Origin of the sequence: Clostridium pasteurianum BC1 (assembly GCF_000389635.1) — a bacterium.
Taxonomy (GTDB): Bacteria; Bacillota; Clostridia; order Clostridiales; family Clostridiaceae; genus Clostridium_I; species Clostridium_I pasteurianum_A.
On sequence record NC_021182.1, the window covers coordinates 1,101,241 to 1,115,613 of the forward strand.

Genomic DNA, 14,373 nt, shown 5'->3' on the forward strand with positions numbered 1-14,373 from the left:
TTTTTGTTTTATATTAATGTGATATGTGCTATCTATCTCCTAACTATGCAGGAGTGGAGAATTCTGCATATTAAGTTAAAGTAATTAATTTTACATTGATTATATATTGATTATGTATTGTAAAATATTTGTTAAACAGGTTGTTTTTACAGAAAATTCGTTATAAAATGTAATTATAAATCATAACAGTGTTAGATTTTATTACTATGATATAAGGCATTGTAAATGAATAACTAGTGAGTAAGTCTATTTTGCTATTTATTTTAACATGTCTTATTTTATAAATAATGAGGTGTACAGAAGTTTTGGGAATAAGGGAACGACGGGAAAAAGAAAAAATAGAATTGAAAAATAAAATAATTACAGCAGCAGAGGAATTGTTTGCAGAAGATGGATATCAAAATATATCAATGAGAAAAATTGCAGATAAAATTGAATATTCTTTACCAACTATATATCAGTTTTTCAAAAATAAAGCCGATATTCTATTTCATATTTACAATAAAAACAATGGAAGACTTCTCAACATCTTTAGTGAAATTAGTGATGAACAATGCAGCAGTATGGAAAAATTGAAGAGGATGAGTCAGGCTTATGTGAATTTTGCACTTAAAAATCCCAATTATTATGAGTTGGCTTATATGAGTAATGTATTGAGGTATGAGGAAAATTTAGTTTATCATGACACAGATTCCTCAGGATTTAGAACTTATGATATACTCTTGAATACAATAAAATGCTGTAAGGAGCAGGGAAACTTTAAAGGAAAAGATGTTGAAATTATAAGTCAATGTTTGTGGGCAGGGATACACGGCTTAACCTCATTATTTATAGTTCATACGGAATTTCCCTGGAAAGATAAAAAGCAGCTTATTGATAGCATGATAAATTCTCTAATAAATAACGGATGATAAATTTGTCTGATGACTATTCGCTCTAATACTCCCATTGCACTCTGTGAAAGCGATTCACAGAAAATCGAAGATTTTTGTTCTCTGCTTTTCTTCAAAATTGGAGTAAAGAGTGGCTACGTCCCTGGATAACGATTTACCATAAAGGACAACGAGTTCTAAGTATCACAAACCGATACTAAGAACTCTGTTAGTAAGTATCAAAAATACTGATACTTAGGAATCTGTTTATTGCTTAGTAAGTTTAAGTATATAATAAATATGATAATAATTTAGGGGGAGAATTATGATTAAGCGAGTTATTGTTACATTGGTTAGTTTAGGAATAGTTACGGGAGTGTTCTTTGGAGTAAGGTATTTTATTTATTTACAGAATTACAAAAATATAATAAAAAATATAAACATAGAAAAAGTTGATTTATCTAAGGTCTCAAATGGAACTTATTTAGGGTCTTTTGATGCATTAGAGGTTGGAGCTGAAGTAAGGGTTACTGTGGATAATCATAAGATTACGGCGATAAAAATAATTCACCACAAAAATGTTAAAGGTCAAAGAGCAGAAGTGATACCTGAGAGAGTTATAGCAGCTCAATCCTTACAAGTGGATACAGTTTCTGGAGCAACCAATAGCAGCAAGGTCATTTTAAAGGCTATTGATAATGCTTTAGAAAAGGGCAGTAAAGCTTAGGCATATTCAAATAAATAACTAGTCAGTATGCTAGTCTATTTTGCATCCTACTACGTCAACAGAACCCTCATATAGCCCACTATAGTCGGAACCTGTTTCCTTGTAGGCTTCAAAATATATGTCGCATCTTTGACTCACTATTTATTTTCATATACCTTAATAATCTGGAAAAAGGTGGAAATTTATGGGCATACAAACAGATAAATTAGGTTGGATTGCAGGGGCAGTATTTTTAATCTGCCTTTGTTATTTCATATTAAAAAGAATTAAAATCTATGCTCCAAAAATTAAAATAAATTTGAGGCAAGCATTAAATTTTCATTGCTATTTGGGCATTATCGGAACTATAATAGCAATTCTTCACGTGGGACAAAATATATTTTTTATTCAAATATCTGCAGGATTTATATGTTTTTTCTCTATGATTTTACTCTGCATATCAGGCATAGTGATAAAATGTTTAAAAAGAATTTCTCCAGCAAGTAGAAGAATCTGGAGGTTTGTTCACATAGGACTAGCTATAGTTTTTGTAGGATCTTTATTGTGGCATATACTATTATATCATTTTATTATGAGTTAATATTGTAGGAAAAATAATATAAAGAGTGGCTACGTCCCTCGTATAACGATTTACCTTAAAGGACAACGAGTTCTAAGTATCGAAAATACCGATACTTAGAACTCTGTTTATGTTGATTATGAAATACATCAAGAATGAGGTTTTTAAAAGGTTATTTGAATTAATTGAATATATTGAAAATGAAGATGATAGAGGATTTTTTGTTACTTATATTTTTCGTAAGATAAAAATCTAAGAGGAACTATTCTTATATTAGATATTTAGAATGGAGAAAAAATATGGATAGGGAATTAATTATTGAAAGAACCAAAGAGTTTGTTAAGAGTAAACTTTATGGAGAGGAAACAGGACACGATTGGTGGCATACATACAGAGTATGGAGAAACGCAATAAAAATTGGAGAAAAAGAACAAGCTGACATGTTAATTGTAGAGTTATCAGCACTCCTACATGATGTAGCTGATTATAAATTTTATAATGGGGATACAGATATTAGTTCAAAGGTAGTAAGTGAATGGCTTGAAAGTAATAATGTACAAGAAGAGGTGATTTCAAAGGCGTGCGATGTAATAGAAAATATTTCATTTAAAGGTGCGAATGTAAAATCACAAATTAGTACAAAGGAATGCATGGTAGTTCAAGATGCCGATAGGCTAGATGCAATAGGCGCTATAGGTATCTCAAGAGTATTTGCATTTGGAGGAGCAGTTAAAAGAGAAATATATAATCCAGACATAAGTGTGCAAAAATATGATACATTTGAGCAGTATAAGAATAGTATTAACACTAGCACATCAATAAATCATTTTTATGAAAAGTTACTACTTATAAAAAATTTAATGAACACGGATATGGGTAAGAGTATAGCTGAAAATAGACACCGTTACATGGAAGAATATCTAAATAAGTTTATGAATGAATGGGAAGGGATAGAGTAAAAACGTTTGTATTTATAATCTTGTCTTTTTAAGTCAAGAAAATAATTTAAAAATTTGATATATTCTCTTTGAAGGAATTTAAATGTAAAATAGGCGTTATCATTGATAGGTGTATGTAGCAATTTATATAGGGAGTTGATAACTTGAGCATATTAAAAGTAGCATTGGTCCAGCATAAAGCAAAGCCAAATAATTTATCAGATAATTTGAAATTAGGGTTTAAATATGTTAAACAGGCTAAAGAAAAAGGTGGAGATATTGTCTTATTTCCAGAAATGTGGTCTAACGGTTATGCTCCTCCATTCGATGGGGCATTTGATAATCCAAGAGATATTAATTTCGAAAAAGAGAGACAGGATTGGCTAGACTCTGCAATAGATGAAGAGAGTAATTATATTTGCAGCTTTCAAAAGATAGCAAGTGAATTAAAAGTAGGTATTGTAATTACATATCTGTCAAAAGGAAAGGAAGCACCTCAAAATACGGCATTAGTTATTGATAAAAACGGAAATATACTTATTAAATATTCTAAAGTTCATACATGTGATTTTTCTCTAGAAGGAATATTGGAAAATGGATTGGAATTTAAAACCTGCGATTTTAATGGTATCAAACTTGGCGTAATGATTTGCTATGACAGAGAATTTCCCGAAAGTGCCAGAGTTTTAATGCTGAAGGGTGCAGAGATTATACTTGTTCCTAATGCATGTGATATGAATCCAGCAAGAATTAATCAATTGTCCACAAGAGCCTTTGAGAACATGACAGGAGTTGCAATGGCAAATTATCCTGCAAAGGGGTGGGGGCAATCCTGTGCTTTTAGTCCCATTGTTTTTAACGAAAATGGATATGTAGATAATAAAATTTTACTGGCAGATGATAAAACAGAGGACATATTTATAGCTGAGTTTGATATGGATAAAATCAGAGATTATCGTAAAAAGGAAACCTGGGGAAATGCTTATAGAAAGGTAAATGCTTATGGAAGTTTATTAGATATTGAAATAAAAGAACCTTTTATAAGAAAACAATAAATATAGTCAAAAAAGTAGGTGGTAAATGTGAGGGAGCCTTATCAAGTTTTAGTATTCCCTTATCATAAGAGTGATGAAGGAATAGAGTATGCTATTTTTCATAGAAGTGATGCAGATTACTGGCAGGGCATTGCAGGTGGAGGTGAAGAAGGGGAAACAATAATTGAATCTGCTATGAGAGAAGCTTGGGAAGAGGCAGAACTTCTAAAGGACTCATTGTACATGAAGCTAGATACAGTTAATTCAATGTCTGTTGAAGGTGTTGTTGGAAAATTTCTTTGGGGTGAAAATGTTTATATTATAAATGAATATTGTTATGGAGTTAAAATTATAAATAAAGAATTAAAACTTTCAAATGAGCATACGGAATATAAATGGTTGAATTATGATGATGCTATTTCTCTTCTAAAATGGGATGGTAATAAAACTGCACTTTGGGAGCTTAATAAAAGACTTATAAGACAGTTGAATTATTAATACTCATTTTTTCTTAAAGTTCATAAGAGTAAATAAGTGTAAAGTAAAATTTTTAAAACTTAGTAGGTAAGGAAATGAATAAAATATATATGGGGTAGCGTACGCAAAAATGATATTTTGTACGCTAAGAAAAATGTGGTTCCATAAATGCAATAATTTAGGGTATAACGTGTTTTATTTAAAGATTTAACTCTTTTAAATGTCCGTTTTGATTTAAATCAAATTTATACTCTCCTAAAAAATTTATATGTTTCCATCCAAGTGGTGATATATTATTTAAGAGACTTTCGTCAAATCCACCATTCTGCTTTAGATGATCAACAGCTTTGTTTAAATAAACACAATTCCAAATTGTTATTGCATTAATTATAATATTTAAGGCACTAGCACTTTGCAGTTGCTCTTGTAAAGCTCTTCTTCTAAATTCTCCAAATTTACCAAAGAAAATAGCTCTTGCCAATGCATTCATAGTTTCACCTTTATTTAATCCTCTTTGAATGCGTCTTCTAAAGTTTTTATCAGATATATATTCCAATATAAATATTGTTTTTTCTATTTTACCCATTTCCCTTAATGCTTTTGCCATACTATTTTTTCTTGAGTAAGAGCCTAGTTTTTCTAAGATTAAGGATGCTGAAACTTTACCTATAAATATTGAATGTGCTAATTTTAATACAGATTCATAATCATCAGTTATTGATTTAACATTTATACGGCCTTTAACAATATCTTTAATAGTTTTATAGAATTCCTCAGTATCATTAAATGAAAACAAAACGCATTCTGATAAATCTCTTATTCTTGGAGCAAATCTAATTCCAAATAAATGAAATAATCCGAATATTTGGTCTGTATATCCAGCTGTATCAGTATAATGTTCTTCTATTTGAAGTTCAGATTCGTGTCCCAATATACCATCAAGCAAGTATAGAGAATCCCTTGAATTAGTAGTAATTACATTTATATTAAAAGCAGAATATTGATCACTTACATGACGATACATAGTAAGTCCTTTCCCTATTCCATAGTGTGGATTCTTATCAGCGTAAATTGAGGAAACTCCAACTTCAACACGCATACCATCTGAGGATGAACTTGTGCCATCTCCAAAGTACTGAGCTAGGTCAAGATGGTGTTGATAGTTCACAAGAGTGGCTTGAGCTTTTTTTAAAGCATCATCATGGAGTCTCCATTCTGATATATTTGCCATTTGAGCATAGGTAATATCTGATGTTGAATCTGCCATTTTCTGAACTCCTATATTTGTACCAAGTGCCATTATTGCGGCCATCAATATAGGAATTTCCTCATTCTTAGGAGGCTTATCTGTAGATGCATGGGTTAAATGTTGTTCAAAATTAGTCCATTCTGAAACTTCTAAAAGTAATTCAGGAAGACTTATTTTAGGAATCATTCCATAAATCATGGAATTAAACTTTTCAGATTCTTCTGAAACATTTTTTTCTAATTTTTTCAATGAGATTTTACCGCCCTCAATACTTACATCTTCAAGATTTTTCGAGTTTTTTGATACATATTGTAACTTGTCTAATAAAGTTTCTTGTCGTTCTTTTAAATAATCATCTATTGATAAACTTACAGAAATACCTGCTTCATTTTTTAAGCAGGTAGTCTTCATCGCTAATAAGATATTCATTTATATTCTTATGGCGCTTACTATCACTAATCCATATGTCACCTGCATGAATTGCATTATTTAATTCTGTAAGGACTGCCATTTCATAATAGCGTTTATTTATTGTGCCATCTTCATTACATACATGATTTTTCCAACGCTTCGAGATAAAATCTATAGGAGCATCGTCAGGAATTTTACGTTTGTTGTTATCATTCATATCTTTTATGACATTAACAGCATTTATTAAGGATGTAGAATTATTTGATGGATGAAAATCTAAATTTTTAAAAAGAATTGGCGAATATTTTCTTAAATTTCCGAAACTGCTATCTAGCAAATCAAGATAATCATTATTTAAGGGGCGTATAATTTTTTCAGCACTATATGCAGATTCTTTAAAAATTGCCCACTCCCCTAAATTTCCTAACTCTTTTGAAATATCTCTCTTTTCTGAAAGTGCGGTATCTATAGCTTTTACAAGTTTAACATGAAGATGCATTATTTCATTTGCAGATTTTGAACTTTTTACATTCAGTTCATCTCTAAGTTTTAATCCTTTAGAATGTAGTGAAATCATAAGCTTTGAGTGTACTTGAATAGCTTGATCAATTAACTCTCCATTGAGATCAGTTAGAAAAACTGCCATTATTGAATATCTCTTAATTTCTTCAAAACGACGTAATGCATAGGCATCATATTTATACCCAAGTCTTGATAAATAGCGTAATTTGTTCGGATGTATTGATTTTATATCAATATTTAGTTCAAGACTTTTTATATAGTTTACTCTTTCTATTATTTCTTTAAATGTTTTGGACGAAGGATTTAATGGAGCACTTTTTATCCATGATAAATATGTTGTTACCATATCTTCCATTGGCGTTAATATAGTATCTAGAAGATTTTTTTGAGCTAATGGCATGTTCTCCGTTAAACATTTAAATGTAATGTTATCAGCATTCTCACGAGCAAACCAAACAATACTTTCTATAGTTATCATAGCAGGGAATATTATTCTAGCCTTCTTTAATATTTCTAAAGCCTTTTTTATGAGAAAAGTTGAATTCTCATTTTCCATAGCATAATTTAAGATCTCCTCAAATAAAAATTTATCTTCATCCTTTGAGAAATTTCTATATCCATATTCAATGCATATTTCTTCTAGGTGTTCTCTTTTTGTAGTATCCCTTTCAGCATACAAATTAAATACCTCAGGCTCTAGATCTAATTGATCTGCAATATATTTAACAACTGAATAAGGAATATTTCTCATGTTGGATATAGAACAACCTGGATATCTAAGTAATGCCAACTGCAGAGCAAATCCTAATTTATTAAAATCTCTTCTGTGTTTGTTTATTATTTCAATATCATCAATTGATAGCATATAAAACACACTCATTTGATGCTCATCTTTTTCAAATGGAATACCTATAAATTCTTCTCTTTGCTGCTCAGTAAGCAACTCTCTTCTATTTAAAATCATATAGAAATTACTCCTTTGTTAAAATTGAACTAAGCTATAAAGCTCATCCTTAGCCACCTGATCTATTCCTATGTATCTTAATGTGATTTTCTGGCTGCTGTGATTGAACGTGTCCATTATTAAACCTATATTATATCTACTTGCTTTGTAGGTCCAATAACCCCAGGTCTTCCGTAAAGAATGGGTACCAAAATCTTCTATAGCAATGCTTACAGCTGCCTCTTTTAATACTCTATAGGCTTGTGTGACAGTTATATGCCCATTTAGACCTTTTCTACTTCTAAAGATATAATTATCGTATCCAAGCTTATTTTGTTTTATATAGGAATTTAAAGCTTTTTTAATGCTGTCATTTAGCTTTATCTTCTTTTCTTTATTTGTTTTTTGCTCCTGCAGCACAAAATAATCTTTGAAATTAAAGTTTTCAGTTAAAATATCACTTACCTTCACCTTAACCACATCACTTATTCTAAGTCCAGTATTCAATTGGAACTTAGCCATGATCCAGTCCCTTTCATTTTTTCCTTTTAGGTAAGTAAGTAAAGCTTCTATCTTCTTTTTATCTTTTATGGGTTCCACTATCATAAATTCACTCCTAAAAAGTGCCCCGAGTGGGCACAAAATTAATGTAATACATTTATATTATATCAAATAAAACAATACATTCAAATGAATAATAAGAAAAAGCCTATAGTTAAATTTACTATAAGCCTTTGTATATCAATGCTTTATGATGTTTTGTCCAATGTAATCTTTTACATAAAAGATTACATTCGCACATAAGAATTTAAAAGTTAAAATTTATAAAAATAATCTGATCTATGAATTTATTAAGTAAAATAATTATATTTTTGTAATTATTCTTCCATTAACGTACGAAATATCATTTTTGCGTACGCTACCCCTACAAGTGGATTCTTCGATGAAAATGGAACTGTTCCTTGGTAAAATGTTACTTAAACCTGATTGTTGTATAGTTATCTATAAAATATTATAAGTAACACAACTTAAATTATATAAATAAAATTAATGGTTACAAATATTAAAATATTGTAGTGTTCAAAAAATGAATTATACGGTGTTTTTTTATTAGGAAAACATGATGATAAATTATGGAGAATTACAAGAGAAGCTAAAGAATTAGCCTGGGATGCAGTTACAAAACATGCAAAAGCAGCTGGAAGAGTGGGAGAATATTCAGCGTATAATATTGTCACTTGCTCTTAAATCAACAACTCAGAGTATTATAATTGGAAAGCTTACTAGCCCCAAAATAAAAGCTATTGACAATTGTGCTGTATGTAATTACAATGATTACAATAGGAGGCTAAAAATATGAAAATAAGTAGTAGGTTTTCTGTTGCAGTCCACATGTTATCCATGTTGGATATTGGCAAAGATATAGTTTTTACTTCAGAAGTTATCGCTATCAGTGTAAACACAAATCCTGTAGTTATTCGGAGAGTTACAGGAATGTTAAAAAAAGCTGGATTAGTTAGTGTTAATGCAGGTGGTGGTGGAGCTAATCTTTTGAAGCCAGTAGAAAATATAACTTTATTAGATGTATATAAAGCAGTTGAGGTTGTTAAAGAAGGGCAACTATTTAAGATACATGAAGATTCCGATCCCAACTGTACAGTAGGATCAAAAATTCATTTTGTTCTTGAGGAAGTTTTACATCGTACAGAGACAGCTATGGAGATGGAACTCAAGAATGTTACAATAGCAGATATAGTTGAAGATATATTAAAATTAAATAGAGACTGCAAACAAAAAAACATCTAGAGCTACAGATGTTTTTTTGTTTGTTTACAATCTCTAATGTTTTAAAATGCTTTTGATATTATTCAATTTAAATGTTTTGTTAAAAAAGGCAGGGTTAGTTAAGGTAAACGCAGGCCTTGGTGGTGTACATCTTTTAAAATCCATAGAAAATATAACTTTATTTGATGTATATAAGGCTGTAGATGTAGTGGAAGATGGACATCTTTTTCAAATACATAAGGATACAGATCAAGAGTGTATTGTGGGATGAAATATTGAGAAAGTTCTTGATATTATTTTGATTAGAGCGGAGAAAGGCATGGAGGATTTACTTCGGAATGTTACAATGGAGTATATAGTTACAAACATATTAAAAAAGATTGAGTAGAATTAAATCAATTTTTTTTGTTTAACAATGTAACTGTGATGGTTACATCACTTGCATTTATAGTGTTTAAAAAATAATCTATGTGAGGTGTTGAAGCCATACCACTATTATCAGTGCATCCAAAACAAATCATAGGTATAACTACTATTCTTTATTTCATAACCTTTGAGATATACGGTAAGGTTGTAATATTTTTTTAATCTATTGACAATTATTATAGATGTAACTATAATAGTTACATGGAGGTGTTGTAACCAATGCAGTTACATAAATTTAGTAACTATGAAAATAGTTTTGAGTTAAACAATTATTGTAAATAATAATAAAATAAAATTAGTTGAAGGAGATGCAATTATGCCAGTAATTAGAATTACAATGGGAAAAAAAAATAATGTTGAAATGAAAAAAATGTTGATTGAGAAATTAACTTCTGTAGCAGTTGAGGTTACAAAAGCTCCTACGAGTGTTTTTACTGTCTTTATTGAAGAGGTTGAGCATGAAAATATGGGTATCGGTGGTCAGCCAGTAATTAAAGTTATAATGGGAAAAGCTAATGTTGGAATGAAAAAGATGTTGATTGAGAAATTAACTTCTGCAGCAGTTGAGGTTACAAAAGCTCCTGCGAGTGTTTTTACTGTCCTTATTGAAGAGCTTGAGAATGACAATATGGGTGTCGGTGGTCAGACGTTAGCTGAAATACACCACAATAAATAGTCTTTTAGAGGTCTAGCTGGAATGTCCATAGATTGTGTGAATAAAATTTATGGAAGTATAATAATAGAATTATTGTAAATAATAATAAAATAAAATTAGTTGTAACTATAATTGTTACAGAAGGAGATTAACATTATGAAAATAGGTATTATAGGTTCAGGAAATATAGGCACTGCAGTGGGCAAGAAAGTAGTCGAAGCAGGACATGAATTGATTATTAGTAACAGTAGAGGACCTGAAACATTAGCGGAAAAGATTACTGAAATTGGATTGAAGGCTACAGCTGGAACAGTTTTGGAAGCTTCTAAGCAAGAGGTGGTTGTACTAGCAGTACGATGGGAAAAAATATCTGAGGCTGTAAAGGGATTGCCTAATTGGAAAAATAGAATTGTTATTGATGTTACAAATCAATCTCCTGAACTAATAATTGCAGAAGAGACACTAACATCCAGTGAGGTGGTATCAAAAGCTCTACCGGGTGCCAGGGTAATTAAAGCTTTTAGTACACTATACGCAGAATTTATAGACGGAGAAGTTAACGGTGGCAAACGTGTTCTATTTTATGCTGGAGATGATCTAGAAGCAAAATCCATAGTTAAAGGATTATTCGACCAAATGGGATTTTACCCTGTTGATCTAGGATCTCTTGCAATTGGAGGTAAAATGATGCAATTTGTGGGGGGACCACTTTCTGGAGAGCATTTTATACAAATTGAAGAGTAGTATATCTATTAAATTTAACTGTATCTAACATATTCCTTATAACATTATAATGAATTCGTGATAAATTAGGAATGGGGTAACATTAATGGACTATTGACAATTGTTACCGATGTAACTATACTGATTACATCGGGGGGGGAAAACATCCATCTATTATAATGATACTATAATTAATTAATTAAATAAACAACAAAGGAGGTAAAATTATGCCAGTAATAAAATTAGAAGTTGGGAAAATAAGTAATGAACAAAAGAGCCAATTAGTAAAAGAATTTACAGCAACAGTTGTTAAAGTTACAAAAGCTGCACAACAAGGAGTTTATGTTTTTATAAAAGAAAATGAAAAAGAAAATATCGGTATAGGGGGACAACTACTATCTGATAAATAAGTATTGAAATAAATTTAAACTATGAGGGGCACTCAACATAATAATAATAATTATCTTGAATGCCCCTTTTTATCTTAGCAGTATAATTGATTAAATATTTGGTGAAATATGTAGTCAATTTTAACACACATATACGAGAGGAGCATACTTATGAACAATACATTAGAATTTTTAAAAGAAAGTGGTACTTTTTATTTAGCAACTACTGAGGGTAACCAGCCAAGAGTCAGACCATTTGCCGCTGTTTTTGAATATGAAGGAAAATTATACATTGTCACAGACAATACAAAAAAATGCTTTAAACAAATGGTAGAAAACCCTAAAGTCGAAATTTCTTGTATGAATAAAAAAGGACAATGGATTCGTGTTACTGGAGAAGTTGCAAATGATGACAGACGTGAAGTAAAGGAATTTGCACTAGAATCTAATCCATTTTTAAAATCTGGGCATAACGTTGATGATGGAGTTTTTGCTGTTTTATACTTTACAAAAGGAACATCCACTATTTATTCTTATACTGATGAACCTGAAACATTCTCGCTATAATTAATATTAAGTCAATACCACTTGTAATCCAGTGGTATTGACTTTACAATTAAGCTATTCCAATTTAGACCTTTACGGAGGGCAAATCGTTTTAACATCAAACTATAATTTCTATTTAAATTATGAAATGTATATAGATAGGCTGTATTAGTTTGTAAAAATGGTGTTTAATGGTATTATTTTTCTAGTGATTAAGTCGCAACTGTAATAAATGGCGAATTAATATTATCTATTATAAGGAGGTTATATAAATGATAAAAGGGATTTGCATAAACAATATTGCTATCGACAGCAAAGACGCAGTTAGACTCTGTAATTTTTATACTGAACTTCTTGGTGGGGACTCTTGTATAATGGGTAATTGCGCAACTTTACGCACCCAATTAGGTCTTGAGTTATTGTTTATGGAAGCAGATTTTGAATATGTTAAACCCTGACTTACGGACAGTGAATTGCATTAAATAAGAATAATAAACATAAAAATCATTTACAAGATTATATTTCCAAATAGTAATAATGCAATAATATGCTTATAAAGATAATATAATCATAAACATGAAATTAATGTAATAGAGAATGGGTATACTGGTGCCTTACTATTAAAGAATATATTTACTTTTTTTGCCATATTAGATGTCATAAAGTATCAAATTAAATTTTAAGGCATATTTTTTTCTATTAGAATCATAACATCTGTTAAACCATGTCAATCCACTGCTGAATAAGCTGTATATTCTAACTATTTTATTTCTTATCTTTTTAGTTGCGCCTATTATCTTACTCTTCTTATTCTTAGAACAATCTGCTCCTAATATTATCATCCATGTATATGCTATACATAAGCATAAATATAAGTTTTCAAAATATATAAGACTGTTTGTCCATGTATCTTCCATATTGAAGCCACTGGATTTTAAATCTCTAAACATTTCTTCTATAATAAATCTTTTCTTATATTCATTAACAGCATTCTTACTATCAAGATTGGTTACTATATACCAGGTATCCGCTGCTTCTTCTGCCTTACAAACTGCTAAATTGCATCTATATTTTTCAGCACTTAGTAAAATTCCATTAAACTTTTTTACGCCTTTTTTTAGAGTTTTTATATCTCTAAGGTATTTTATTTTTTCTTTCCCTTCTATATTTACAAGCATATCATTGGTACATCTTATACAATATTTCCATCCTATTTTATTTATAAACTTAAATAAATCTATACTCTTAAAACCTCTATCTGCCAGCAATACAACTTCATAATTATATGAACTTATAAGATCCTTAATCTCTTCTATTCCCTGTTTTATATGTTTGAAATTTTTATTATCTTTTTCATTATATTCAAATATTTTATACCATAGTGGAACTGCTCTTTTTCCCACTTTCAGCGAAAATTTAAGTATTAAAAATTTATCTTCCAGTGTTGTATGGTCAAATATTACAACCAGTTTATTAGTGGTACTTCTTTTTATATAATTTATCATAATTTCATCGATAAAATTATAATATAGGTAGTCTGACTTTATTGTTGAACTTGAAAAAAATCTATAAATTCTTTTTATTTTACTTTCTTCATTGGCTTCTGTATAGTAATCCTTTAGCTTTTCTGATATTTCTGAGATTATAACTGATTTTGATAACAATATTCCCAAAACAATATATACTAAATTTTTTAGTTTCTTGGATGATATGGGTAAAATCTCATATAGCATTTTTCCTAATTCTGCGGTAATATATTCTTGATTGTTAAGCATAGCCAATTCTCCTTTTTTATAAGTTTGTTTGTCCGAATTTAACTTATATTTTAGGGCTTGGCTATGTTTTTTTCTATCCTTTTTTTCATGTTACTTTATTCCATGTTAATTTTTCTCTTTTTACTGTCCTTACGTCAGATGTTAAACCTGTTTGGCCTGAGGAGATAGGCAAACAGCAAAAACAAATGCATTTTGGTTTCCAAGTAGATGACTTGCTTACTGCTGTATTACAAGCAGAAGCATTAGGAGCTTGCAAAGCAGAAAGCCAGTTTGGTGGGAATAGCTTTGTTACTATGTTTGACCCCGAGGGTCACCCATTTTGCCTAAGCGTAAAATAAGCAT

General features: G+C 30.2%; 19 protein-coding genes. 15 read left to right on the top strand and 4 right to left on the bottom strand.

The window, feature by feature from the left end; genetic code table 11:
* Positions 1–305: 305 nt before the first annotated feature.
* From CLOPA_RS05040 to CLOPA_RS05065, 6 genes are all read left to right on the top strand, one after another.
* Positions 306–911: a TetR/AcrR family transcriptional regulator gene (locus CLOPA_RS05040; RefSeq protein WP_015614393.1), complete on the top strand. Its 606-nt coding sequence runs from the start codon at positions 306–308 to the stop codon at positions 909–911.
* Between the two features lie 286 nt (positions 912–1,197).
* Positions 1,198–1,599, top strand: a complete 402-nt coding sequence (locus CLOPA_RS05045; RefSeq protein WP_015614394.1) for an FMN-binding protein — start codon at positions 1,198–1,200, stop codon at positions 1,597–1,599.
* A 184-nt stretch (positions 1,600–1,783) separates the two neighbouring features.
* Entirely contained in the window at positions 1,784–2,179 is a 396-nt protein-coding gene (locus CLOPA_RS05050; protein WP_015614395.1) for a DUF4405 domain-containing protein, read from the top strand.
* A gap of 278 nt (positions 2,180–2,457) precedes the next feature.
* Positions 2,458–3,117: an HD domain-containing protein gene (locus tag CLOPA_RS05055; RefSeq protein WP_015614396.1), complete on the top strand. Its 660-nt coding sequence runs from the start codon at positions 2,458–2,460 to the stop codon at positions 3,115–3,117.
* Positions 3,118–3,260: 143 nt separating this feature from the next.
* Positions 3,261–4,151 (top strand): carbon-nitrogen hydrolase family protein, encoded by an 891-nt coding sequence (locus CLOPA_RS05060; RefSeq protein WP_015614397.1) that lies wholly within the window; start codon positions 3,261–3,263, stop codon positions 4,149–4,151.
* 27 nt (positions 4,152–4,178) lie between these two features.
* Positions 4,179–4,628, top strand: a complete 450-nt coding sequence (locus tag CLOPA_RS05065; protein WP_015614398.1) for an NUDIX domain-containing protein — start codon at positions 4,179–4,181, stop codon at positions 4,626–4,628.
* Positions 4,629–4,806: 178 nt separating this feature from the next.
* Here the strand turns inward: CLOPA_RS05065 and CLOPA_RS25875 are convergent, their stop codons facing one another.
* From CLOPA_RS25875 to CLOPA_RS05075, 3 genes are read right to left on the bottom strand one after another with little or no spacing between them, the layout of a single operon-like run.
* Complete coding sequence (locus CLOPA_RS25875; RefSeq protein ID WP_242834267.1) at positions 4,807–6,285, bottom strand: Tn3 family transposase; 1,479 nt, start codon at positions 6,283–6,285, stop codon at positions 4,807–4,809.
* Positions 6,242–7,753 carry a DUF4158 domain-containing protein gene (locus CLOPA_RS25880; RefSeq protein WP_242834268.1) on the bottom strand — a complete coding sequence of 504 codons (1,512 nt, stop codon included), beginning with the start codon at positions 7,751–7,753 and terminating at the stop codon, positions 6,242–6,244. The genes CLOPA_RS25875 and CLOPA_RS25880 overlap by 44 nt, the downstream gene beginning before the upstream one ends.
* An 18-nt stretch (positions 7,754–7,771) precedes the next feature.
* On the bottom strand, positions 7,772–8,338 hold the full coding sequence (locus CLOPA_RS05075) for a tyrosine-type recombinase/integrase (RefSeq protein WP_015614399.1): 567 nt from the start codon (positions 8,336–8,338) through the stop codon (positions 7,772–7,774).
* Positions 8,339–8,903: 565 nt separating this feature from the next.
* Between CLOPA_RS05075 and CLOPA_RS24830 the strand changes: the two genes are divergently transcribed.
* From CLOPA_RS24830 to CLOPA_RS05115, 8 genes are all read left to right on the top strand, one after another.
* Positions 8,904–9,092: a hypothetical protein gene (locus CLOPA_RS24830; protein WP_155241870.1), complete on the top strand. Its 189-nt coding sequence runs from the start codon at positions 8,904–8,906 to the stop codon at positions 9,090–9,092.
* Entirely contained in the window at positions 9,089–9,538 is a 450-nt protein-coding gene (locus tag CLOPA_RS05080) for an Rrf2 family transcriptional regulator (protein ID WP_015614400.1), read from the top strand. Before CLOPA_RS24830 ends, CLOPA_RS05080 begins: the two co-directional genes overlap by 4 nt.
* Before the next feature lie 46 nt (positions 9,539–9,584).
* Positions 9,585–9,788, top strand: a complete 204-nt coding sequence (locus CLOPA_RS23590; protein ID WP_051115607.1) for an Rrf2 family transcriptional regulator — start codon at positions 9,585–9,587, stop codon at positions 9,786–9,788.
* A gap of 471 nt (positions 9,789–10,259) precedes the next feature.
* Positions 10,260–10,619 (top strand): 4-oxalocrotonate tautomerase DmpI, encoded by a 360-nt coding sequence (dmpI, locus tag CLOPA_RS24160; protein WP_015614401.1) that lies wholly within the window; start codon positions 10,260–10,262, stop codon positions 10,617–10,619.
* Between the two features lie 135 nt (positions 10,620–10,754).
* Positions 10,755–11,342, top strand: a complete 588-nt coding sequence (locus CLOPA_RS05100) for an NADPH-dependent F420 reductase (protein WP_015614402.1) — start codon at positions 10,755–10,757, stop codon at positions 11,340–11,342.
* Between the two features lie 206 nt (positions 11,343–11,548).
* On the top strand, positions 11,549–11,731 hold the full coding sequence (gene dmpI, locus CLOPA_RS05105; protein ID WP_015614403.1) for a 4-oxalocrotonate tautomerase DmpI: 183 nt from the start codon (positions 11,549–11,551) through the stop codon (positions 11,729–11,731).
* A 150-nt stretch (positions 11,732–11,881) separates the two neighbouring features.
* Positions 11,882–12,277 carry a pyridoxamine 5'-phosphate oxidase family protein gene (locus tag CLOPA_RS05110; protein ID WP_015614404.1) on the top strand — a complete coding sequence of 132 codons (396 nt, stop codon included), beginning with the start codon at positions 11,882–11,884 and terminating at the stop codon, positions 12,275–12,277.
* Positions 12,278–12,528: 251 nt separating this feature from the next.
* The gene (locus CLOPA_RS05115) at positions 12,529–12,714 is read left to right on the top strand and encodes a hypothetical protein (protein WP_015614405.1); all 186 of its coding nucleotides are present in this window, start codon (positions 12,529–12,531) and stop codon (positions 12,712–12,714) included.
* 192 nt (positions 12,715–12,906) lie between these two features.
* Here the strand turns inward: CLOPA_RS05115 and CLOPA_RS23595 are convergent, their stop codons facing one another.
* On the bottom strand, positions 12,907–14,031 hold the full coding sequence (locus CLOPA_RS23595) for an IS4 family transposase (RefSeq protein ID WP_015614406.1): 1,125 nt from the start codon (positions 14,029–14,031) through the stop codon (positions 12,907–12,909).
* 164 nt (positions 14,032–14,195) lie between these two features.
* Here CLOPA_RS23595 and CLOPA_RS26605 point away from each other — a divergent pair, with 164 nt between their 5' ends.
* The gene (locus CLOPA_RS26605) at positions 14,196–14,369 is read left to right on the top strand and encodes a VOC family protein (protein ID WP_347460072.1); all 174 of its coding nucleotides are present in this window, start codon (positions 14,196–14,198) and stop codon (positions 14,367–14,369) included.
* Positions 14,370–14,373 lie beyond the last annotated feature (4 nt).